General features: G+C 63.3%; 21 protein-coding genes. 14 read left to right on the top strand and 7 right to left on the bottom strand.

The features are described from left to right. The first annotated feature begins 24 nt into the window (after nt 1-24). Entirely contained in the window at nt 25-1,053 is a 1,029-nt protein-coding gene (hrcA, locus tag QZ656_RS05305) for a heat-inducible transcriptional repressor HrcA (protein ID WP_291992410.1), read from the top strand. Next, entirely contained in the window at nt 1,053-2,156 is a 1,104-nt protein-coding gene (hemH, locus tag QZ656_RS05300; protein ID WP_291992409.1) for a ferrochelatase, read from the top strand. Before hrcA ends, hemH begins: the two co-directional genes overlap by 1 nt. A gap of 5 nt (nt 2,157-2,161) precedes the next feature. Here the strand turns inward: hemH and QZ656_RS05295 are convergent, their stop codons facing one another. Then, on the bottom strand, nt 2,162-3,508 hold the full coding sequence (locus QZ656_RS05295) for a serine/threonine-protein kinase (protein ID WP_291992408.1): 1,347 nt from the start codon (nt 3,506-3,508) through the stop codon (nt 2,162-2,164). A 178-nt stretch (nt 3,509-3,686) separates the two neighbouring features. On the opposite strand from QZ656_RS05295, the gene grpE reads away from it, so the two are divergent. The 4 genes from grpE (at nt 3,687) to QZ656_RS05275 (ending at nt 8,835) form a co-directional block, all read left to right on the top strand. Further along, complete coding sequence (gene grpE, locus QZ656_RS05290) at nt 3,687-4,247, top strand: nucleotide exchange factor GrpE (protein WP_291992407.1); 561 nt, start codon at nt 3,687-3,689, stop codon at nt 4,245-4,247. A gap of 98 nt (nt 4,248-4,345) precedes the next feature. After that, the gene (gene dnaK / locus QZ656_RS05285) at nt 4,346-6,289 is read left to right on the top strand and encodes a molecular chaperone DnaK (protein ID WP_291992406.1); all 1,944 of its coding nucleotides are present in this window, start codon (nt 4,346-4,348) and stop codon (nt 6,287-6,289) included. A 68-nt stretch (nt 6,290-6,357) separates the two neighbouring features. Next, nucleotides 6,358-7,479, top strand: a complete 1,122-nt coding sequence (gene dnaJ / locus QZ656_RS05280; RefSeq protein ID WP_291992405.1) for a molecular chaperone DnaJ — start codon at nt 6,358-6,360, stop codon at nt 7,477-7,479. A gap of 210 nt (nt 7,480-7,689) precedes the next feature. Continuing rightward, complete coding sequence (locus QZ656_RS05275) at nt 7,690-8,835, top strand: ABC transporter substrate-binding protein (protein ID WP_291992404.1); 1,146 nt, start codon at nt 7,690-7,692, stop codon at nt 8,833-8,835. 42 nt (nt 8,836-8,877) lie between these two features. Here QZ656_RS05275 and cysS read toward each other — a convergent pair whose 3' ends face one another. Continuing rightward, nucleotides 8,878-10,272 carry a cysteine--tRNA ligase gene (gene cysS, locus QZ656_RS05270; protein WP_291992635.1) on the bottom strand — a complete coding sequence of 465 codons (1,395 nt, stop codon included), beginning with the start codon at nt 10,270-10,272 and terminating at the stop codon, nt 8,878-8,880. Nucleotides 10,273-10,501: 229 nt separating this feature from the next. On the opposite strand from cysS, the gene QZ656_RS05265 reads away from it, so the two are divergent. From QZ656_RS05265 to recQ, 5 genes are all read left to right on the top strand, one after another. After that, the gene (locus QZ656_RS05265; RefSeq protein ID WP_291992403.1) at nt 10,502-10,852 is read left to right on the top strand and encodes a hypothetical protein; all 351 of its coding nucleotides are present in this window, start codon (nt 10,502-10,504) and stop codon (nt 10,850-10,852) included. 69 nt (nt 10,853-10,921) lie between these two features. Continuing rightward, nucleotides 10,922-11,485 (top strand): peptidylprolyl isomerase, encoded by a 564-nt coding sequence (locus tag QZ656_RS05260; RefSeq protein ID WP_291992402.1) that lies wholly within the window; start codon nt 10,922-10,924, stop codon nt 11,483-11,485. Nucleotides 11,486-11,493: 8 nt separating this feature from the next. Then, a complete protein-coding gene (locus QZ656_RS05255) occupies nt 11,494-11,985 on the top strand; it encodes a peptidylprolyl isomerase (protein ID WP_291992401.1) in 492 nt (163 codons plus the stop codon). Nucleotides 11,986-12,042: 57 nt separating this feature from the next. Further along, nucleotides 12,043-12,774, top strand: coding sequence for a UDP-2,3-diacylglucosamine diphosphatase (locus tag QZ656_RS05250; protein WP_291992400.1), 732 nt, complete (start codon nt 12,043-12,045; stop codon nt 12,772-12,774). Nucleotides 12,775-12,802: 28 nt separating this feature from the next. Beyond that, on the top strand, nt 12,803-14,632 hold the full coding sequence (gene recQ / locus QZ656_RS05245; RefSeq protein ID WP_291992398.1) for a DNA helicase RecQ: 1,830 nt from the start codon (nt 12,803-12,805) through the stop codon (nt 14,630-14,632). A gap of 5 nt (nt 14,633-14,637) precedes the next feature. Here the strand turns inward: recQ and QZ656_RS05240 are convergent, their stop codons facing one another. After that, nucleotides 14,638-16,119: an FMN-binding glutamate synthase family protein gene (locus QZ656_RS05240; RefSeq protein ID WP_291992397.1), complete on the bottom strand. Its 1,482-nt coding sequence runs from the start codon at nt 16,117-16,119 to the stop codon at nt 14,638-14,640. A gap of 59 nt (nt 16,120-16,178) precedes the next feature. On the opposite strand from QZ656_RS05240, the gene nadC reads away from it, so the two are divergent. After that, the gene (nadC, locus tag QZ656_RS05235; protein WP_291992396.1) at nt 16,179-17,036 is read left to right on the top strand and encodes a carboxylating nicotinate-nucleotide diphosphorylase; all 858 of its coding nucleotides are present in this window, start codon (nt 16,179-16,181) and stop codon (nt 17,034-17,036) included. 154 nt (nt 17,037-17,190) lie between these two features. Continuing rightward, nucleotides 17,191-17,328 (top strand): hypothetical protein, encoded by a 138-nt coding sequence (locus QZ656_RS05230; protein WP_291992395.1) that lies wholly within the window; start codon nt 17,191-17,193, stop codon nt 17,326-17,328. A 91-nt stretch (nt 17,329-17,419) separates the two neighbouring features. Here the strand turns inward: QZ656_RS05230 and thrC are convergent, their stop codons facing one another. The 4 genes from thrC to QZ656_RS05210 all read right to left on the bottom strand — a co-directional run bounded on the left by thrC (nt 17,420) and on the right by QZ656_RS05210 (nt 21,411). Continuing rightward, nucleotides 17,420-18,904, bottom strand: a complete 1,485-nt coding sequence (gene thrC, locus QZ656_RS05225) for a threonine synthase (protein WP_291992394.1) — start codon at nt 18,902-18,904, stop codon at nt 17,420-17,422. 152 nt (nt 18,905-19,056) lie between these two features. Continuing rightward, entirely contained in the window at nt 19,057-19,794 is a 738-nt protein-coding gene (locus QZ656_RS05220; protein WP_291992393.1) for a GGDEF domain-containing protein, read from the bottom strand. Nucleotides 19,795-19,914: 120 nt separating this feature from the next. Further along, nucleotides 19,915-21,048 (bottom strand): hypothetical protein, encoded by a 1,134-nt coding sequence (locus QZ656_RS05215; RefSeq protein WP_291992392.1) that lies wholly within the window; start codon nt 21,046-21,048, stop codon nt 19,915-19,917. A gap of 105 nt (nt 21,049-21,153) precedes the next feature. Next, entirely contained in the window at nt 21,154-21,411 is a 258-nt protein-coding gene (locus QZ656_RS05210; RefSeq protein WP_291992391.1) for a DUF2249 domain-containing protein, read from the bottom strand. A gap of 225 nt (nt 21,412-21,636) precedes the next feature. Between QZ656_RS05210 and QZ656_RS05205 the strand changes: the two genes are divergently transcribed. After that, a complete protein-coding gene (locus tag QZ656_RS05205) occupies nt 21,637-22,182 on the top strand; it encodes a DUF2062 domain-containing protein (RefSeq protein WP_291992390.1) in 546 nt (181 codons plus the stop codon). Nucleotides 22,183-22,213 lie beyond the last annotated feature (31 nt).

The following is a 22,213-nucleotide window of genomic DNA, read 5'->3' as shown; positions in this document are numbered from 1 at the left end:
ACGATTTTTTGTAGAATCGGGGCCATGCTAGACGAACGCGCGAGAACACTACTCAAGACCTTGATCGAACGCTACGTCGCCGACGGGCAGCCGGTCGGTTCGCGTGCCTTGTCAAAGTTCTCGGGTCTTGATCTGTCGGCGGCGACGGTGCGCAATGTCATGGCCGACCTCGAGGACAGCGGCCTCATCACCAGCCCACATACCTCCGCCGGGCGTGTGCCAACTTCACGCGGTTACCGTTTTTTCGTCGACAGCCTGCTCACCGTCGAGCCGCTCGACAAGGCGAGAGTCGACGCCATCGAGGGCCAGTTGCTGCTGTCGCAACCCCGTAAATTGATCAGCAACGCCTCGCACCTGCTGTCCGGGCTGACCCGTTTTGCGGGCATCGTCCTGACCCCGCGTCGGCGGGTGCCGCAGATTCGCCAGATCGAATTCGTCAGCCTGTCCGAGAAACGAATTCTGCTGATCCTCGTGACGTCCGATGGCGACGTGCAGAATCGCCTGCTGTTTCCCGGCCGCTCGTATTCGCCGTCAGAACTGGTCACCGCGACCAACTACCTCAACCAGCATTTCGTCGGCCGCGATTTCGAGCACATCCGCCGCCGCGTTCAGGATGAGCTCCAGAAGCTGCGCGGTGACCTGCAAGCACTGATGGCGGCCGCTCTGGCCGCTGGCGACGAGGCGATCAAGGGCCCCGAAGACCGTTACGTCATCTCGGGCGAGCGCAACCTGCTCGAAGTCGAGGAGTTCTCGTCGAACATGAAGCGGCTGCGCGAGCTGTTCGACCTCTTCGAGCAGCGGACTTCGCTGATGCAGTTGCTCGACCTCTCGCACCGCGCCGACGGCGTGCAGATCTTCATCGGTGGCGAATCGGGCCTGGCGCCCCTCGATGAATGCAGCGTGGTGACGGCGTCGTACGAGGTGGACGGTCAGGTCGTCGGGTCGGTTGGTGTCATCGGGCCGACGCGCATGGCCTACGATCGCGTCATTCCGATCGTCGACATTACCGCCAAATTGCTGTCTTCGGCGCTGACCTACCAGGCCAACTCCTGATGCCCCGTTTCCTTCCCGAGCCGGCGTACCGCCACGGTTCGCCGCCGCAAACTGCCGTGCTGCTGATCAACCTGGGGACCCCCGAGGCGCCGACGGCAGCGGCGGTACGGCGCTACCTCAAGGAGTTCCTCTCCGACCCGCGGGTAGTCGAGATTCCACGCGCGCTCTGGTGGCTGATTCTGAACGCGATCATTCTCAGCGTCAGACCACGGCGCTCGGCCGAAAAATATGCCGCGATCTGGACCGCCGACGGTTCGCCGCTGAAAGTACATGTCGAGCGCCAGGCCAAGCTGTTGCGCGGTTTTCTCGGTCAGGCCGGGCATCGCGTACTGGTCGACTACGCGATGCGTTATGGTGAGCCGTCGATCGCCGCTACTTTGTCGCGGCTCAAGGCGGCGGGCTGCACGCGAATCCTGTTGTTGCCGCTGTATCCGCAGTACGCGGCGAGCACCACCGCGACGGCGCTTGATGCGGCTTGCGTGTGGCTGCAGAGCGTTCGCAATCAGCCGGAAATCCGTAGCGTCCGAAGCTTTGCCGATCACCCGGGTTACATCGCAGCGCTGGCCGCCAGTGTTCGTCAGCACTGGGCCAGCAGTGGCCGGCCAGGCGACTCGTATCGCCTGATCATGAGTTTTCACGGGCTGCCGCGGTACACGCTGGAAAAGGGCGACCCCTATCACTGCGAGTGCCAGAAGAGCGGTCGCTTGCTCGCCGAGGCGCTGGGTCTGCGCGCCGAACAATACCAGGTCTGTTTCCAGTCGCGTTTCGGCCGCGCCGAGTGGCTGCGGCCCTATACCGCGTCAACGCTCAAGGCGCTGGGCAAGCAAGGACTGCAGCGGGTCGACATAATCTGCCCGGGGTTTCCCGCCGACTGCCTTGAAACACTCGAAGAAATCGCCATCGAAGGCCGCGCCGAGTTCATTGAGGCCGGCGGCAAGGAATATCACTACCTGCCATGTCTCAACGAGCGCGACGACTGGCTGCACGCCCTGGCCGACATTGCCACCAGCCACCTGCAGGGCTGGCCGACGCAGACCGTTCCCGATCAGGCCAGCCTGGAGATCGCCGCCTTGCGCGCCAAGGCGTTGGGCGCATCGTCCTGAGGTGTTCAAAGTAATTCCAGAGGCGGTGTCAGTCCGATCGAAGAAGTCGACAGGCTGCCTTGCACGGCCGTCTGACCCAGTTTGGCGAGCACCTTGTTGGCCTCGCGCAAGCGACCGAGGATCTTGCTCAACAAGACCTTGTTGAAACGCTCCTGCACTTCGTCCGAACTGAGTTCGAGCGCGGCGCTGTTGATTTCCAGGAACTTGGTTGTTTCCAGAGTCACGACGGTGGCGTGGCGCAGCGTGTCGGTCGGGTGCAGGAAGGCCATTTCGCCGACGACCTCGCTCGAACCAAGGCGGCAGATGACTCGTCCGTTGGACGACACTTCGACAAAGCCGTCGATGATGACGCCGAACTTGCGGTGCTTGTCGCCTTCGCGGATCAGCGTCACTTTTTCGGACAGTTCTCGCCAGACGCTGATGCGCAGGACCTCCCACAACTCGATGTCCTCGAATTCGACGAAGAATTCCATCTTGCGCAGCGCTTCGAAGTGAGTCAGATCCTGCTGCGTCTGGTCGTCGTCGAGCATCTGGTAGCGCACCGTCGACAGGTCCTTGGCGAACGCTGCACCGTTGCGGTAGCGGCTGTAGAGGTCCTTTTCGAGCGCTTTCTTGATAATCGGATCGAGGCCGGGCGGCAGGTTGGGGTTCAGCGCACAGACCGACGGTGAGTCCATGTTGACGATTTTGTAGACCAGCGTCGCCGGATTGTTGGCGCGAAACGGCAGGCGCCCGGTCAGCAATTGAAAGAGCAGGACGCCAAGCGAATAGAGGTCGGTCTTGTGATTGAGGGGATAGTTCTTGACCTGCTCGGGCGACATGTAGGCGGGTGAGCCGACGCCCATCACGAAGGTCGAGTCCTTGCCCATGTCTTTTTGCAGGTTGAGACCGAGGCCAAAATCGGAGATTCGCGGATTGTCGTCGGGGCCAAGGAGGATGTTGGCGGGCTTGATGTCGCGATGCACGACGCCCTGGCGGAAGGCGTAGTCGAGCGCCAGGCAACACTTGAAGATGATGCCGATGACGCGATGCATCGGCAGCAGGCGATTGATCGCACAGAATTGGTCGAGGGCGCCGCCATCGACGAACTCCATCACCAGGTACGCTCGATCTTTTTCGACGACCGCGTCGTACACCTTGACGATGTTCGGGTGATCGAGCCGGCGGCCGATGGCGTCCTCGGTCTGGAAGATTTTCCGCAGGCGCCGCGACATCGCCGAATTTTCGCCAAAGAGGATCAGTTTGATGGCCACCTGGCGGCGCATATCCGGATCGTCGGCCAGATAGACGGTCGCCGTCGCGCCCTTGCCAAGGGTGCGAATGATCTGATATTTACCGATCGTCTCCGTCATGCCAGTACCACGCGCTGTCGAGGAACACAGGAAATTGAAATGCTGGCAGCGAAACTGCCGGGCGATTCCGAATTATGCGCGAATTGCGCCGGTGTTTGCGCTGCGCGCACCGACTGAAAGGCTTGAAATCGGCAAACTCGCCCCAAACTCGGTCAGGTTTTCTGGGAGACCAACACGTATGCAAGCAAATGAGCAACCATCCGACGAGGCCAATGTGGCGGCCGAAGTCGCCGACAGCCTTGACGCCAGCGCTGCCGCCACACCCCCGACAGGCAGCACACCGACCCTCGAAGAAGCGCTTCGCCAGGCCGAGCTGAAGGCTGTCGAGCATCACGACGCGTGGCTGCGCGCGAAGGCAGAAACCGAGAATGTACGACGGCGCGCTCAGGAGGATATCGCCAAGGCCTCGAGGTTCGCGATCGATCGTTTTGCCCGCGAGTTGCTGGCCGTCAAGGACAGTCTCGAAATGGCGCTGGCCAGCGAAGCACCGAGCGTCGACAGTCTGCGCTCGGGCACCGAGGTCACCCTCAAGCAACTGGCCGCGGCCTTCGAGAAATCGGCACTCACCGAAGTCAATCCGCTCGGCGAGAAGTTTGACCCGCATCGCCACCAGGCGATCAGCGTCATCGACTCTCCCGATGAGCCGAACACGGTGCTGACGGTGATGCAGAAGGGCTACCTGCTGGCCGATCGCGTCCTGCGTCCGGCGATGGTCGTCGTGAGCAAAGCCAAGACTTGAAATTCTCGTGATAAGCCCCAGTTGGGGCTTGTTACCAGGCATTCCGCCAGCTGGCGAGTGTCGTCAAAAAATTACTGAAATACTGAAAGGATTCTGCAATGGGCAAGATCATCGGCATTGATCTGGGCACGACCAACTCGTGCGTCGCCGTCATGGAAAACGGCAAACCGAAGGTTATCGAGAACTCTGAAGGCGCCCGCACGACGCCGTCGGTCGTTGCCTATCCCGAAGAGGGTGAGATTCTCTGCGGCGCTCCGGCCAAGCGGCAGGCGGTGACCAATCCGAGAAACACGCTGTACGCGGTCAAGCGGCTGATCGGTCGGCGCTTCGAAGAGAAAGAAGTGCAGAAGGATATTGCCCTGATGCCGTTCAAGATCGTCAAGGCCGACAATGGTGACGCCTGGGTCGAGGCACGCGGCAGCAAGGTGGCGCCGCCGCAGGTCTCCGCCGAAGTGCTGCGCAAGATGAAGAAAACCGCCGAGGATTACCTTGGCGAGGAAGTAACCGAAGCGGTGATTACCGTGCCGGCGTACTTCAACGACAGCCAGCGGCAGGCGACCAAGGATGCCGGTCGTATCGCCGGCCTCGAGGTCAAGCGGATCATCAACGAACCGACGGCTGCGGCGCTGGCCTTCGGCATGGACAAGAAGCAGGGCGACAAGAAGATCGCCGTCTACGACCTCGGTGGCGGCACTTTCGACATTTCGATCATCGAAATTGCCCAGGTCGAGGGCGAGCATCAGTTCGAGGTGTTGTCGACCAACGGCGATACCTTCCTCGGCGGCGAGGACTTCGACCAGCGCCTGATCGACTACATCATCGACGAGTTCAAGAAGGAATCGGGGGTCAACCTGAAGGCCGACGTGCTCGCCCTGCAGCGTCTCAAGGACGCTGCCGAAAAAGCCAAAGTCGAACTCTCGTCGGGTCAGCAGACCGAGATCAACCTGCCGTACATCACGGCCGACAGTTCGGGTCCCAAGCACCTGACGCAGAAAATTACGCGCGCCAAGTTCGAGTCACTGGTCGACGAACTGGTCGAGCGGACCATCGAGCCTTGCCGCATCGCGCTCAAGGATGCCGGCTGCAAGATCGGCGATATCGACGACGTGATCCTTGTCGGCGGCCAGTCGCGGATGCCCAAGGTGCAGGAAAAAGTGAAGGCCTTCTTCGGCCGGGAGCCGCGCCGGGACGTCAATCCCGATGAGGCTGTCGCCGTTGGTGCGGCGATCCAGGGTGGCGTGCTGCAGGGCGAGGTCAAGGATGTGCTGCTGCTCGACGTGACGCCCTTGTCGCTCGGGATCGAGACGCTTGGCGGCGTGATGACCAAGCTGATCAAGAAGAATACGACCATCCCGACCAAGGCCAATCAGGTCTTCTCGACGGCCGACGACGGCCAGTCGGCGGTCACCATTCACGTCTTGCAGGGCGAGCGCGAAATGGCCGGCGGCAACAAGAGCCTCGGACAGTTCAACCTCTCGGACATCCCGCCGGCACCGCGCGGCATGCCGCAGATCGAAGTGACCTTCGATATCGACGCCAACGGCATCCTGCACGTATCGGCCAAGGACAAGGCAACGGGCAAGGAAAACAAGATCAAGATCCAGGCTTCGTCGGGCCTCAGCGAGGAGGAAGTGCAGCGCATGGTCCAGGACGCCGAGGCGCACGCCGAAGAAGACCGTCAGGCGCGCGAGCTGGCGGACGCCCGCAATCAGTGCGACGGCATGATTCATACGGTCAAGAAGTCGCTGACCGAGTACGGTGAAAAGCTCGACCACGCCGAGAAGGCCGTCATCGAAGCGGCGGTAAAGGATGCCGAGGAAGCGATCCGCGGCAACGATATCGAGGCCATCAAGGGCAAGACCGAGGCTCTTGGTACGGCCGCCCAGAAGCTTGGCGAGAAGATGTACGCCGAACAGCAGGCACAGGCGGGTGGCGCCGAGCAGGCCGCCGGAGCGGGCGACGCGGCTTCCGCTGGTGCGGCGAAGAAGGACGATAGCGACGTTGTCGACGCCGAGTTCACTGAAGTAAAAGACAAGAAGTAGGCATTTCTGCCTAAGGGGCGAGGCGTATAATCGCGCCTCGCTCCGTCCCACATGGTGTTCGAGAACTGATGGCTAAACGCGACTTTTACGAGATTCTGGGCGTCAATCGTGACGCTTCCGACGAGGAAATCAAGAAGGCTTACCGCAGGCTGGCAATGAAGCATCATCCCGACCGCAATCCGGACAATCCGCGCGCGGAGGAGCACTTCAAGGAGGCCAAGGAAGCCTACGAGATTCTCTCGGACGGTCAGCAGCGGGCGGCTTACGACCAGTACGGGCATGCCGGCGTCGACCCGCAGGCGGGCATGGGCGGCGGCGCTGCGGGCGGCTTCTCGGACGCTTTTGGCGGCATCTTCGACGAGATTTTCGGCGGCACTCGCGGTGCTGGGCGGTCAAATATCTATCGTGGCGCCGATCTGCGCTACAACCTTGAAATCACCCTTGAGCAAGCCGCCTTTGGCACCGAAACAAAAATTCGCATTCCGACCATGGAGGTTTGCGAAGCGTGTCACGGCAACGGTGCCAAGGCCGGTACCCAGCCGAAGACCTGCCCAACGTGTCAGGGCAGTGGTCAGGTCCGGCTGCAGCAGGGTTTCTTCTCGATCCAGCAAACCTGTCCGAAGTGTCACGGCACCGGCCGTTTCATTGCCGATCCTTGCCCGCCGTGTCACGGTGCCGGGCGCGTCAAGCAGCACAAGACGCTGGCCGTCAAAATCCCGGCCGGCGTGGACGAGGGTGATCGGATTCGCCTTTCCGGAGAAGGCGAACACGGCGTCAACGGCGGTCCGACGGGCGATCTGTACGTTCAGATTCACCTCAAGGCGCATCCGGTCTTCAATCGCGAGCAGAACGACCTGCACTGCGAGATGCCGATCAGCTTTACGACTGCGGCTCTCGGTGGCGAAATCGATATTCCGACCCTCGATGGCGCGGCGAAGGTGCGAATTCCCGCCGAGACGCAGTCGGGAAAGGCCTTCCGCTTGCGCGGCAAAGGCATCAAGAGCGTGCGCAGTCATGCGCACGGCGATTTGCTCTGTCACGTGGTTGTCGAAACGCCGGTGCATCTGACCGAGCGCCAGAAGGAATTGTTGCGCGAGCTCGAGGAGTCGAGCCGGGAAAATTCGGGTCACCACAACCCGCGCGCCAAGTCGTGGATGGATCGCGTGCGGAATTTCTTCGCCGCGACCTGATCGGTTTCGCCGGCCAGCCGGTCGGCGCCTCGCCGGGCAGTGCCACTGCTCGGGCGAGCCCTGGAAAGTTCCGCCCCGCAAAGTCCAGCCCGGTAAAGTCCTTCTACGCCTTGCTTTGTAAGCAGCGTGTCAGCTTGTTTCGCCATTCTTGTGCGTTGCCGGGAGTGCTCCATAATGGACCACTCGCGCACCCGGCGCGAGGAGGATGGCATGAAGTTGGCTAGAGCGCTGCTGTGCGCTGCCCTGTTTGGCTACTGCGCCGGTGCTTCTGCGGCCGATCCGGGGCTTACCGACAACAGTATCCTGATCGGCATGACGGCGCCTTTTTCGGGCCCGAACGGCGCTTACGGTCTGGATATGAAGCGCGTCATTCAGGCCTATTTTCGCCAGGTCAACGACGCCGGCGGCGTTCATGGCAGAAGCCTCGAGCTGCGCGCGCTCGACGACGGCTACGAGACCGAGCGCGCCGTGGCCAATACCAGCGAGCTGATAAAAAAAGAAAAAGTATTTGCCTTGCTGGCGTCTTACGGATCGAGTCCGACGACGGCGGCGATGAACGAGGTCTTCGGCGACGCCAGGGTGCCCCTTGTGGGTACCATTTCCGGCGCCGATTCGCTTCGCCAGTCGCCCCGCGAGAATCCAAAAAATCGCTACATGTTCAACGTCCGCGCGAGCTACGCCAACGAGACCGAAGCGATCGTCAATCACCTGGTGTCGCTCGGGATGAACAACATCGCGGTCCTCTACCAGAACGACGGTTTCGGAAAATCCGGGCTGGAAGGCGTCGTGGCGGCGCTGAAGACGCACCAGCACGCGCCGTCGGTGGTCGCCACGGTGGAGCGCAACTCGGTCGATGTCACGCAGGCCGTGCAGCAGATCGCCAGGCTCAACCCGCAGGCGGTGATCATGGTCACCCTTTACAAGCCGACAGCGGCCTTCGTGCGAGCCATGAAGAAGGCCGATCAGATGCCGCAGTTCATGACGCTTTCGCCGGTCGGCGCCGATTTGCTGGTGCAGGAGCTGGCCGAACAGGCGCGTGGCATCGGCATTTCGCAGGTCATGCCGTCACCGTGGAACGACACCAGGCCGCTGGTGCACGCCTACCAGAAGTTGCTCGGTCCGCAGGGAAAGCCGTCCTACTATGGCCTGGAGGCCTACGCGATGGCGAAAGTGCTGGTCGATGCGATCCGCAACGCGGGCCGCGATCTCAGCCGCGAGAAGCTTGTTGGCGCTCTCGAAAGCATGCAGAACCACGATCTGGGTGGTTATCGCGTCAGCTATTCAGCCAACGACCGGCTGGGCTCGCGTTTTGTGGACCTGACGGTCATCGGCGCCGGTGGCCGGATCATGCACTAACAGCCTGCTCAAGCCGACCGGCGGCGGTCGCCGGAGCTGCCATCAGGAGCGTCGCCAGGTCGTTCCGCTGGCGCCATCTTCGAGAATGATGCCGGCTGCCTGCAACTCGCCCCGGATGCGGTCCGCCGCGCCGTAGTCCTTGCGCTGCTTGGCGGTCAGGCGATCGGCGATAAGCGCCTCGATGTGCTCGACCGAAGTTTCGCCGTCGCTGGCGGGCGCCGCCTGCAGGAAGGCCTGCGGGTCGCGCTTGAGCAGGCCCAGCAAACCTGCCAGGCCGCGCAACTGGCTGACCAGCGCCGACGAGTGCTGGCGGTTGATTTCGCCAGCCAGATCAAAAAGCACGGCGCAGGCTTCGGGCGTGTTGAAGTCGTCGTTCATTGCCTGCTTGAAGCGCTGTGCGTGCGGTTCATGCCAATCGACCTCGACCTCGACCTCGACCTTGACAGCGGCGTCGGCCGCCTTCAATGCGGTATAGAGTCGGCTCAGCGCTTGCCGGGCGTCGTCGAGATGGCTGTCGGAATAGTTGAGCGGACTGCGGTAGTGCGCGCGCAAGATGAAGAAGCGCAGCACCTCGGGATCGTACTTCTTGAGAATTTCGCGAATGGTGAAGAAATTGCCGAGCGACTTCGACATTTTCTCGTCGGCGACGCGGACGAAGCCGTTGTGCATCCAGTAGTTCACGAAGTGGCAGCGATGCGCTCCCTCGGATTGCGCGATCTCGTTTTCGTGGTGTGGAAACTGCAGATCCTGCCCGCCACCGTGAATATCGAAGTGCTTGCCGAGCAGCTCCGAGCTCATCGCCGAGCACTCGATATGCCAGCCTGGGCGGCCATTGCCCCAGGGCGACGGCCACGATGGCTCGCCCTCCCTGGCGGTTTTCCAGAGAACGAAGTCCAGCGGATCTTCTTTCGCACCATCGACCTCGACGCGGTCGCCGGCGCGCAGGTCGTCAATCGACTTGCCCGAGAGTTTGCCGTAGTCAGGGAATTTGCGGACAGAGAAATTCACGTCGCCGCCGGCGGCCTGGTAGGCCAGCCCGTTCCTTTCGAGTTGCCCGATCAACTCGAGCATTTGTGGCACGTAGGCCGTCGCGCGGGGCTCGTGATCGGGCTTGTCGACGCCAAGCGCTGCGGCGTCCTCGTCCATGCAGGCGATGAAGCGCGCCGTCAGCTCGCCGATGCTCTGCTGGTTGTCGTGCGCGCGCTTGATGATCTTGTCGTCGATATCGGTGATGTTGCGGACGTAGGTGACGTGCAATCCGCTCGCCCGCAGCCAGCGTTGAACCATGTCGAAGACCACCAGTACGCGGGCGTGACCAAGATGGCAGTAGTCGTAGACGGTCATGCCGCAGACGTACATGCGGACGCTGCCCGGGGTGATCGGCACGAAGGCCTGCTTTTCCCGGGCCAGCGAGTTGTAGATTTTCAGCATTTTCAGGCTCACGAGAGAGCGCCGCGCCGACCAGCGCGAGTGTGGAGTGCTTTGGTTTCGACGCAGTTCTTGTTAGAATCGACCGGCTAAGTCGGCACCCAGCCGCAGCGGCCGGCAGTATACCATAACGGTCTGCTGGCTCTTTCCGCAGTCCGTGTGCAAGGGCGTGTCGACTTTTTCCCCGAGGGGCAGCGGTATGTTCAGGGGCTCTCGGGAAGGGCGACGCGCACCCCAGATGCAGCGCTTGGACGTACAGGCGCGCTTCCTGCCTGGCGTGATTCTTTTCGAGATGGGACGTTTGGCCGACGCGGCACGGGTGTTCAGCCAGCTCGCCGACGATTATCCGGAGCTGTCCGAGCTCCATGCGCTGCCGAAACCGTTCGAGCAGTCTCGCGCGGTTCTCGAGATGGCGATCCGGACTGGTCCGGGGTTGCGTGAACGATGTAACGGTCGTCGCCACACGGAAGAAGGCTCAAAAGACAAGCAAGGTGCTGTTTTATTTGATATAAATAGACTCAATGTGGAAGTCGCGTTGGCGACCCACGAAGCTCTCTTCTCACCGCGGTGGGAAAGGGGCCGGCGATGAGGGAAACGGTCATACCTTTCATCGTCGGGATGTTGCCAATTGCCATGACCATTATGAAGGGACTGCCTGATGTACAAGACGCTTGCCTCGATTGCCGCCGCTTTGTCGTTCTCCTGGGCGGCGCTGGCCGCGCCGACGGTCGAAATGCAGACCAGCGCGGGAACGATCATCATCGAACTCGATTCCGCGAAAGCACCAAAAACGGTACAGAACTTCGTCCAGTACGCCAAAGAGGGTTTTTATGACGGTACCGTTTTCCACCGCGTGATTCCCGGCTTCATGATCCAGGGTGGTGGCTTCACGCCGGCCATGGAACAGAAGTCGGCCAGCCGAACGGTTGAAAACGAGGCCAAAAATGGCCTGAAGAACCAGCGCTGGACGATTGCCATGGCCCGCACCGGCGACCCGCATTCCGCCAGCGCACAGTTTTTCATCAACCACCAGGACAACGCGGCTCTCAATTATCCGGGCTCCGACGGGTGGGGTTACGCTGTTTTTGGTAAAGTGACGCAGGGTACCGAGGTCGTCGACCGGATCGCCAAGGTCCCAACCGGCATGCGCGGGAGGTACGAAAATGTTCCTCTTGAAGCCGTTGTCATCCAGTCGGTCAAAATTCTCCCCGAGAAAAAATAAGGAAACTCATGATCAAGCTGCACACCAATTTCGGCGTCATCGCTATCGAAGTGGACGCCGACAAGGCGCCCCTTTCCGCCAGCAATTTCATCGCTTACGTCGAGGCTGGCCACTACGACAACACTATCTTCCATCGCGTCATCCCGGGCTTCATGATCCAGGGTGGCGGCTTTGCCCCGGGAATGAAACAGAAAGCGTGCAAGGCGCCGATCAAGAACGAGGCCGACAATGGTCTCAAGAACGACGCCTATACGCTGGCCATGGCGCGGACCAGCGATCCGCACTCGGCGACGGCGCAGTTCTTCATCAACGTCACCGATAACGCCTCGCTCAATTACCGTTCGCCGACTTCGCAAGGCTGGGGTTACTGCGTCTTCGGCAAGGTCGTCGAAGGCACCGAGGTGGTCGACAAGATCAAGGGCGTCAAGACCGGTTCATCGGGCGGCCATGGCGATGTGCCGGTCGACGACGTGTTGATCGAGCGCGCCGAAGTCTGCTGAGGCCGTCGCTCGCGTTAGTCTGATAGTCGCGTCCGCTCGCTAGCGCGCTCCGTCTCCTTGATCTATTTCATCTCGGACCTGCACCTGGCGCCGCAAGCGCCGGGCGCCAGCCGCATCTTTCTCGACTTTCTCGGCGGCCGTGCGCGTGCCGCCGAGCAGTTGTTCATCCTCGGCGATCTTTTCGACGCCTGGCCTGGCGACGACTGTCTGGACGATCCGAACGATTCCTTCGCCACGCTGATCGTCGATGCGCTGCACGAACTGGTGCGCGCCGGCGTGTCGCTATCGGTGCTGCACGGCAACCGCGATTTCCTGCTCGGCAGCGCTTTTGCCGCGCGCAGCGGCGCGCGCCTGCGGCCTGACCCCTGCGTGCTGTCGGTGCCGACCTGGCAGTTCGTTCTGTCGCATGGCGATGCGCTGTGCACCGACGACCACGATTACCAGGAATTCCGTTCGCTCGTTCGCCAGCCGCAGTGGCAGTCGGACTTCCTGGCCAAGCCCTTGCGCGAGCGCCAGGCGACGATCGCCGCGCTGCGTCAGCAAAGCGAGTCGGCGAAGCGCGACAAGGCCAGCTTCGTGATGGACGTCAATGCCGCGGCCACCGACGATTTCCTGCGCGCCAACGCTTACGCCACGCTGATCCATGGCCATACGCATCGCCCGGCCCGGCATGAGCACCTGGTTGACGGCATTCATGTCGAGCGCTGGGTCTTGTCGGACTGGCACGAGCAGCGCGGTGAATGCCTGTGCTGGGACGGCGAATCCTTGCGCCGGGAATGCCTGCCTTGAATGCTTTCTTGCCTGGACGGCCGCGGCCGTGAGCACGCCGACAGCGGCTGCCGAGGTCCTGCGGCGGGTTTTCGGCTATCCCTCGTTTCGTGGCCAGCAGGCCGAGATCGTGGACCACATCGTCGGCGGCGGCGACGCGCTGGTCCTGATGCCGACCGGCGGCGGCAAATCGCTGTGCTATCAGATTCCGGCGCTCTTGCGGGCCGGCGTCGGCGTCGTCGTTTCGCCGCTGATCGCGCTCATGCAGGACCAGGTCGACGCCTTGCGGCAGGCCGGCGTCAAGGCCGCTTTCCTCAACTCGTCGCTCGATTACCGGGCGGTGGTCGATACCGAGCGCGCGCTGCTGCGCGGCGAGCTCGACCTGATCTACGTGGCCCCCGAACGGCTGCTCACCGAGCGCTTCATCGGTCTGCTCGAAGAGCTGATCGCGCGCCAGCAGCTGGCGCTGTTCGCCATCGACGAAGCGCACTGTGTCTCGCAGTGGGGGCACGACTTCCGTCCCGAGTATATCCAGCTGTCGCAGTTGCACGAACGCTTCCCCAGCGTACCGCGGATCGCTCTGACGGCCACCGCCGACCAGCTGACGCGACAGGAAATCAGAACGCGCCTCGGCCTCAATGAGGCAAGGGTCTTCGTTGCCAGCTTCGATCGGCCGAATATCCGCTATACGATCGTCGAGCGTGACAACCCGCGCAAACAGCTGCTGGCCTTCCTCGGCGCGCACCGCGGCAACGCCGGGATCGTCTATTGTCTATCGCGCCGCAAGGTCGACGAGACGGCACTGTGGCTGAATGCGCAGGGCGTGACGGCTTTGCCTTACCACGCGGGACTGCCGGCCGCCGACCGCCAGCGCCACCAGCAACGCTTCTTGCGTGAGGAGGGCGTGGTGATGGTCGCGACGATCGCTTTCGGGATGGGAATCGACAAGCCCGACGTGCGTTTCGTCGCCCATCTCGACCTGCCGAAGAGCCTCGAAGCGTATTACCAGGAAACCGGTCGCGCCGGTCGCGACGGCGAGCCCTCGGAAGCGTGGATGACCTACGGGCTCAATGACGTCGTGATCCATCGTCAGATGATCGAAGAATCGTCGGCGCCGCTCGAACAGAAACGCGTCGAACGGCAGAAGCTCGAAAGCATGCTGGCCTATTGCGAATCGGCGAGGTGCCGGCGGGTGATCCTGCTCAACTACTTTGGCGAGCAGGCCGCCGCTTGCGGCAACTGCGACGTCTGCGTTGATCCGCCGGTACTCTGGGATGGTACGGTGGCGGCGCAGAAAGCGCTTTCCGCCGCCTTGCGAACCGGCCAGCGGTTTGGCGCGGTGCACCTGATCGACATCCTGCGTGGCAAGAGCACCGAGAAAGTGCAACAGTTCGGCCACGACCGGCTACCAACCTTCGGTGTTGGCGCCGACCTCGACGAGCGCGGCTGGCGCTCGGTTTTTCGCCAGCTGCTCGCTGGCGGCCTGCTCGACGCCGACGCCAGCGCCTACGGCGCGCTGAAGCTGACCGACGCCGCCCGGCCGGTGCTCAAGGGCGAGACCAGTCTGCAGCTGCGACGCCAGGTCGAACGGCCGCCAGCCAAGGCCAGCAGGAGCAGGGCGGCGGTCGGCAGCGTCGCGCGGGTCGTCGATGCGCCGCCGGACTCACCGCTGGTCGACAGCTTGCGTAGCTGGCGTCTCGAGCAGGCCCGCGAGCAAGGCGTTCCGGCTTACGTCATCCTGCACGACCGTACCTTGCGCGAAATCGCTGCCCTGCTGCCTGCTTCGCCGGAGGCGCTACTCGCCGTTCCGGGGATCGGCGTCGCCAAGGCGCAACGCTATGGTGAGGCCTTGCTGGCGATCGTCGCCAGCGGCCACTGAGCGTTTCAGGAAGTCGCCGGCGGTTCCGGATAGGGGTACAGCGTGTCGAGGGCGACGCTGCGTCCGCCAGCCTGGACGATACGCACGTGTCCGCGCCGCAATTCGCGCGCCTGCCGCAGGCCGCAGGAGTGAGCGATCATCGCCACCTCCTTGTTCATGTTGCGGCAGTACGACGCGACGCGCGCCGCCTTGTCTTCGACGACCAGACCGCGTTGCAGGCGTGCGTCGTGCGTCGTGATGCCGGTCGGGCAGGTGTTGGTGTGGCAGCGCAAGGCCTGGATGCAGCCCAGCGAGAACATGAAACCGCGCGCCGTATTAACGAAGTCGGCACCTGCCGATAGCGCCCAGGCGACTCGCGCCGGGGTCACCAGCTGGCCGGCAGCGATCAGCCTGATCCGTTCCTTCAGGCCGCTGGCCAGCAGCGCGTCGACGACCAGCGGTAGCGCTTCGTCGATCGACATCGCCATGTGGTCGGCCAGCGCCTGTGGCGCCGCGCCGCTGCCACCCTCGCCGCCATCGAGCGTCAGGAAGTCAGGCGCTGCGTGCAGGCCGCGGCGTGTCACCGCCGCCGTCAGCTCGTCGATGAAGCGGCTGCTGCCGATGGCGGTCTTGATTCCCACCGGCTTGCCGGTCAGCGTGCGAATATGCTCGACGCGGTCGAGCAAGGCGTCGATGTCGCCGATGTCCGGGTGACGGTTCGGGCTCAGCGAGTCGCGGCCGACGGCGATACCGCGAATGCGGGCGATTTCGGGAGTCACCTTGTTGCCCGGCAGGACGCCGCCCTTGCCCGGTTTGGCGCCTTGCGACAGCTTTATTTCGAAAGCGCGTACGCTCGCGTGCGCGGCCACCGCGAGCAGCTTTTCATCGGCCAGTTGACCGAGTTCGTCGCGGACGCCGTATTTCGCCGTGCCGATCTGGAAGATGATGTCGCAGCCGCCTTCGAGATGATGCGGCGACAGGCCGCCCTCGCCGGTATCCAGCCAGCAGCCGGCGGCTGCCGCACCGCGCGACAGCGCGCGCACCGCCGGTTGCGAAATGGCACCGAAACTCATGGCGCTGATGTTCACCAGCGAGCGGCCGACGAAAGGCGTCGCACAGTAGCCTTCGCCGATCAACAGTGCGGGTGCGTCCTGCTGCTCTTCCTCGAGGATCGGGAAAGGGGCATTGACGAACAGCACTGCGCCCGGCTGGTGCATCGGGTAGGTCGACCCGAAGCCGACGATGCCGCCCTCGTTCTTGGCCAGGCGGTAAGCCCAACTGCGCGTCGCGCGGTCGAATGGCATTTCCTCGCGGTCGCCGAGAAAGAAGTACTGGCGGAAGTACTCGCCGAGTTTCTCGAAGAAATAGCGCAGGTGGCCGACCAGCGGAAAGTTTCGCAAGACCGCGTGCTTCTCCTGCGTGACGTCCTGCACGTAAAGAAAGAGCAGGGCTCCGGTGAGCGATATGGCCAGTAATACGCCCAGGCCAGCAAGCAGTACGTCAAGCATCGGTACGTCCCTTCAGTGATAAAATCGAGCGCCTAAGTCCTTAGTTTACGGGAATTTTGATGATCAATGCCGCTCTGCTCGATGCCGAAATCGAGCGCAACGTCGCTGCCGCGCTCGCCGAGGATGTCGGCAGCGGTGACCTGACCGCAAAACTCGTTCCTGGCGCGGTACGCAGCCGGGCGACGGTCGTCGCCCGCGAGAACGCCATCGTCTGCGGCTGCGCCTGGTTCACGCGCTGCTTCACGACGCTCGACGCGACGATTGCCATCGACTGGCGGGTGCAGGACGGACAGCGCGTCGGCGCCGAGCAGGTGCTCTGCGAGATCGAGGGGCCAGCGCGGGCGCTGCTGACCGGCGAACGCTGCGCACTCAACTTCCTGCAACTCCTGTCCGGAGTCGCCAGCACGGCGCGGCAGTACGCCGATCTGGTCGTCGGTACGCGAGCGCAGGTGGTCGATACGCGCAAGACGATTCCCGGCCTGCGTCTGGCACAGAAATACGCGGTCGGCTGTGGCGGTGGCGGTAATCACCGACTGGGCTTGTACGACGGTATCCTGATCAAGGAAAACCACATTCACGCGGCCGGCAGTATCGCTGCTGCCCTGCAGGCGGCCAGGCAGATTGCTGAGGAAGCGGCCGGACGTTGTCAGTTCGTTCAGATCGAGGTCGAAACGCTGGCCGAGTTGCAACAAGCGCTCGACGCCGGCGCGAAGATGATTTTGCTTGACAACCTGAGTCTTGAGCAGTTGCGGGCGGCGGTGGCGATCAACGCCGGTCGGGCCGTTCTCGAAGCGTCGGGCAACGTCAATGTTGACACCGTGCGGGGAATTGCCGGGACCGGCGTCGACCGCATCTCGATTGGTGGTTTGACCAAGGACGTGCGCGCACTCGACCTGTCAATGCGTTTCCAGGATTAGGGAAACGCGGGAAAAGTGCGCGCAGCTGCAAGGCTTGCGGCGGCTGTGCGCAACGGCGGTGATGCGCGGGGAATGGCGTTATATAATGCGCTGCGAGCGATGCGAAGCGGGCTGGCACTTGCGGTCTGCGTAGAAAAGAGAAAAGGGGGCTCGGATGCTATTTGCACTGTTTTACGTGTTGGCTATCGTGATTCTGATCATGCATTTCACTGGATTCCTGGCTCGCCACAATATCGAGTGGCTGGTGCTGGTCTTGGCCGCCGCCGTTTTCCCGGCTGTGATCTACCTCTAGGAGGCGGTGGCGGTATTGCATCTTTGGTCCACGAACGCAAATGAGAAGGGCGCCGCTGGCGCCCTTCTGTTATTGCAGCGGCGATCGCTGATCAGCCTAGCTGTCGCTCGATGATCTGTTTGACCGCGTCGACACTGACGTCGATTACCTCGACACGTTGCGGCAGGTCTTCGATACCCTGCAGGCCGGCTGGCCGTTCGGGTTTGCGGCCCAGAGCCTCGACAATCGTTTCTTCGAACTTGGCCGGCAAGGCGGTCTCGAGAACGATCATTGGCATGTCGGCGCTACGCAGTTCACTGCCGACCTTGAGTCCGTCGGCGGTGTGCGTATCGATCATCACGCCGTAGGTCGCGAAGGTCTGGCGGATCGTCTGCAGGCGGTCGGCGTGCGTGCTGTTGCCGGAAACGAAGGCGAATTCCGGCAGGCGGGCGAAGAACGGCGTGGCCGAAAGATCGAAGCTTCGGCCGGCGTCGACCTCGGCCCACAATTTGCGGACCATGGCGGCGTCGCGGCCCAGCAGGTCGAAGACGAATCGTTCGAAATTGGAAGCCTTCGAAATGTCCATCGACGGGCTCGACGTGGCGTGCGTTTCGCCGGTCGCCCGCGGGCGATAAACGCCGCTGCGGAAGAACTCATCAAGCACGTCGTTCTCGTTGGTTGCCAGAACCAGACGACCGATCGGCAGACCCATCATGCGCGCGATGTGGCCGGCGCAGATATTGCCGAAATTGCCTGAAGGGACGGCAAAAGCGACTTGCTGATCCTCGCTGTCGCCGAGACCCTCGGTGGCCGCGAAATAGCCCTTGAAATAGTAGACGACCTGCGCCGCCACGCGCGCCCAGTTGATCGAGTTGACCGCGCCGATCTTGTACCTGGCCTTGAAAGCGTGGTCGTTCGACACCGCCTTGACGATATCCTGGGCGTCGTCAAACATTCCCCGTACGGCGATGTTGTGGATGTTGTCGTCTTGCAGCGAATACATTTGCGCGCGCTGAAAAGCGCTCATCCGCTGGTGTGGCGAGAGCATGAAGACGTGCACGCCGGCTTTTCCGCGCATCGCATATTCGGCTGCCGAGCCGGTGTCTCCCGAGGTCGCACCGAGGATATTGATCTGTTCGCCGCGCTTGGCCAGCACATACTCGAAGAGGTTGCCGAGCAACTGCATGGCCATGTCCTTGAAGGCCAGCGTCGGGCCATTGGACAGCTCGAGGATCGCCAGCCCGCCTTCGCCGCTGGCCGCGTTTGGCCGCTCCAGCCAGCGCAAGGGTGTGATATCGCCGGCCGGCGAATCGCTGCGGCCGTTGCTGTACACCTGTGGCGTGTAAGTTCGTCTGATCAGCGCCTGCAGATCAGCTGGCGGGATATCGGTGATGAATCTGCCGAGCACGGCAAACGCCAGATCGGCATACGACAGTCGCCGCCACTGCGCGAGCTCGCTGGCGGTGACCTGCGGGTACGACTCGGGGAGGTAGAGGCCGCCGTCTGGAGCCAGACCGCCGAGCAGGATTTCAGTGAACGTCGGAGCCGACGAATGCTGTGCATCGGGCGAGGAGCCGCGAGTTGAGACGTAGCGCATGAGGATGGCCGTAAGGGAGGTCCAGGGAGCTGCCGAGAGCGATGCAGTTTACCATGCCCGCCGCGCCGCACCGGCGCCGCGCGGCCTCCTTCGCCACTCTCCGACTCTGCGCCGGCGGCCTTGCTCTGCGGCTGCTGCCGTCGGCGACGAGCTCAGCCGCTGACGACGCAGTTCTTGCCGGCGCGCTTGGCCGCGTAGGTCGCCGCGTCGGCGCGGAGAATCGCGTCCTCGACCGATTCGGCGGATTCATTGACCACTACGCCGGCGCTGAAGGTGACGACGATGTCGCGGTCGGGCAGCGCCCGGGCGGCGAACTGTCGCTGAAAACGCGATATCGCGGCGACCGCTTCGGGCAGCGCCGTTTCCGGCAGCAGCACGACGAACTCTTCGCCACCGAAACGGCACAGGATGTCCGACGGGCGCAGCGCGGCGCGCAAGCCCTTGACCAGATGGACCAGAGCCTCGTCGCCGACCTGGTGGCCGAGGCTGTCGTTCAGACGCTTGAAGTCGTCGAGATCGATCAGGGCAATCGCCAGCTGACTGCCGTTGCGCCGCGAGCGCGCCAATTCGCGTTGGTAAGCGTCGGCAAAGCCGCGGCGGTTGAGGGCGCCGGTCAGGGTGTCGGTAAAGGCCGCCATACGGGCCTCGGCGAGCGCGCTCTCAAGTTCGCCGATGCGTGCTTCGGCGGCCAGCAGTTCGAGTATGGCCGCGCTCGGGCCGGCGTTTTCGGCCCGCCGCAGGTGGCTGTGTTGCGGACGGCCGCTGGCCTTCGGCGATACGACGTGGCCCTGGCCAGACGCTGGCTTGGCCGCGCCAGCGGGACGCCGGTGCAGCCGGCGCGAGAGGTGCCGGGACGATTGCAGCAGAGGTGATTGGTCGTGCTTGAACATCTTGCGGGCTCCGTCGGGGGGGCGCTGTGAGGCGGCCATGTGCCAGGAAACGGATCGCTTTCGCAGATCTTGAGACTTAATTCACAAGTAATCCGTAACTACCCGTTTATAGACGACAAATCAGGACGGTGCACGCTCTTCGCGAGCCCGCAGTAGCGAACGCAGTATGGCGACGGCGAAGGACAGCGTCGCCACCGCAGCCAGCCACAGCGCGTCGGCGATGCCGAGCGCCAGCAGGACGCCGCCGACGACGAACAGTAGCGCGCGCAGAACGCCACCGGCACGCAGCGCGCTGTGCATGCGGTCACGCGCTGGCGTGCGCTTGCCGGGGAGGTACCAGACCGGCAGCAACTGCGTCAGCGCACCGCTGACCAGCGGCAACAGGAAGGCGACGACGAAGGCCGGTACCGCGTCGTCGCCAGCGAGGACGCCGAAGGCGTGCGCGACGCCCAGGCCGATGAGCAGCACGAAGCCGGCCAGTGCCGCGAGCAGCGTCGCTGCCGCAGGATCGAGCAGCAGCCGTTGCCCTCCGTAACGCCGCAACCACGAGAAAGCGGTCTCGAGCGTGATGGCCAGCAGCATGGCGGCGCCGACCAGTGCCGCCGGCGTCCAGAAGGCGGCGCCGATGCCGACCGCCAGGACGCCTCCGGCGGCCAGCGGCAACTGCCTGCGCAGCCTGCCGGCGGCGGCGCTATCGGGAGTCCTCAAGGCCGTCGGCAGCAGCACCTGCAGCGTTCCCAATGCGCTCAGGCCGATGAAGCCGAGGGTGTTCAGATGCAGATGCAGCAGACGCAACTGTGGTCGTAGTGGTGGCCACGCGCTCATCGCCGGTACCAGCAGTAGCGCTGTTGCCAGGAAGAGGATGGCCAGCAGGTACCAGAGCCAGCCGGGATGCGGCGTGCCGAGCGTCGCTTTGGCGCGGCACATCAGCCAGCCGACGAAGCCGAGGGCGAGCAGCGCGGTGCTGGCCGCCGCCGCGGCCAGGGCGTTCGCTGGCGCCTGGCCGATGAAAGCGCGAAAAACCAGTACGCCGGTCAATTGCAGGAGCAGCGGCAGCAGTCGCACGGTTCGCGGCGCCGCGCGGCCGCGAGTCAGGACCGGAACGAAATGAGCGATCGCCGCAAAGATCAAGGGCACGATGCCGACGGCGAAGACCAGATGGGCGAGCGCTGGCGCCGACGTGCCGCCGGCATCGGCAAGGAGCAGCGCCGCGATGAACACGGCGACGGTCGAAAAACCCAGGTAGATCAGCACGCCTGGTCCTGAACAAGGAAGCGGCGCCGGCGGCAGCGCAGCGGCGCGGCGCTCGCTTTCGCCACGGGCGTGATGCCGGGGCGAAAGCGTGATGCCGTGATTGCGTCAGGCTTTTCTGGCGAAATCGATGACGATCGCGCCGGCTTCACGCTGCACGTAGTTGATCGCCAGTGCGTCGCCATAGCGGGCCTGCAGCTGCGCGAGCAAGGGCAGCGGATCGTGGTCGTTGCAGAAGCGCATGGTTTCGCCGGGCAGCAGCGCGTCGAGCGCGCCAAAAATCGCCGCGTGCCGAAAGCGTTTGGCGACGCCGCGTGCGTCGAAGGGGTAGATGGCTTCCATAGTGGGTTGGTCACAAGCATGCATGGCGGTCTCCGCGAGAAAAAGGCTAAGGGTAGGGTTACCGGCGCATTCTCCGACGCTGCCGTGGCGCTGTCTTTGATCTGGGCCGGCAATAGCCGTACGCGGCACGCGGGCGTCAGCTCTGCCCAGGAAGCCGTTGCCGGAACGCCTGTGGACGAGGCGCCACGACCGCTCGTGCCGCGTCGGCTTTCCTCCTCGCCGTCGGCAGTTTCCAGGATAATCGCCCGCATGCGCCGCTACCTTGCAAAATACCTTCCCGACCAGGAGACGATTCGCCGCAACGCGTATTTGCGTCCGTTCCAGTCGTCGCTGTTGCATCCGCGCTTATGGCACCTCAACCGCCATTCAGCCGCCGGTGCGGTTGCCGCCGGACTGTTTTGCGGCTTGATCCCCGGGCCGCTGCAAATGATCGGCGCGGCGCTCGCGGCGCTGATCTGCCGCGTCAATCTGCCACTGGCCTTGCTCGTGACACTGTACACCAACCCGCTGACGATTGTGCCGCTGTACCTGCTCGCTTATCAGCTTGGCCGCCTGTTGAGCGGTGATGGCGCTGGCTTCATCGCGCCGCCGGAGTTCTCGGTGACGGCCTTCGTCGGCTGGACCGAGGCCATGCAGGCGTGGATGCTGCTGGTTGCCAAGCCGTTGGCGCTGGGCCTGCTGGCGCTGGCCTGCGGTCTGGCGGTGTCGGGTTACCTACTGACGCGGGCCGTGTGGCGCCTGTACCTGATCCGTGCCTGGCGACGCCGCCGTCGGCGTCCGCAAGGTCTTGCTTGATTGCCGTCAGCAAACGATACTCGACTCTTGC

Source organism: Candidatus Accumulibacter sp. ACC003, from assembly GCF_907163085.1.
Taxonomy (GTDB): Bacteria; Pseudomonadota; Gammaproteobacteria; order Burkholderiales; family Rhodocyclaceae; genus Accumulibacter.
Note: the sequence above shows the minus strand (reverse complement) of the source record. Positions and strands in the feature narration are given on the sequence as shown.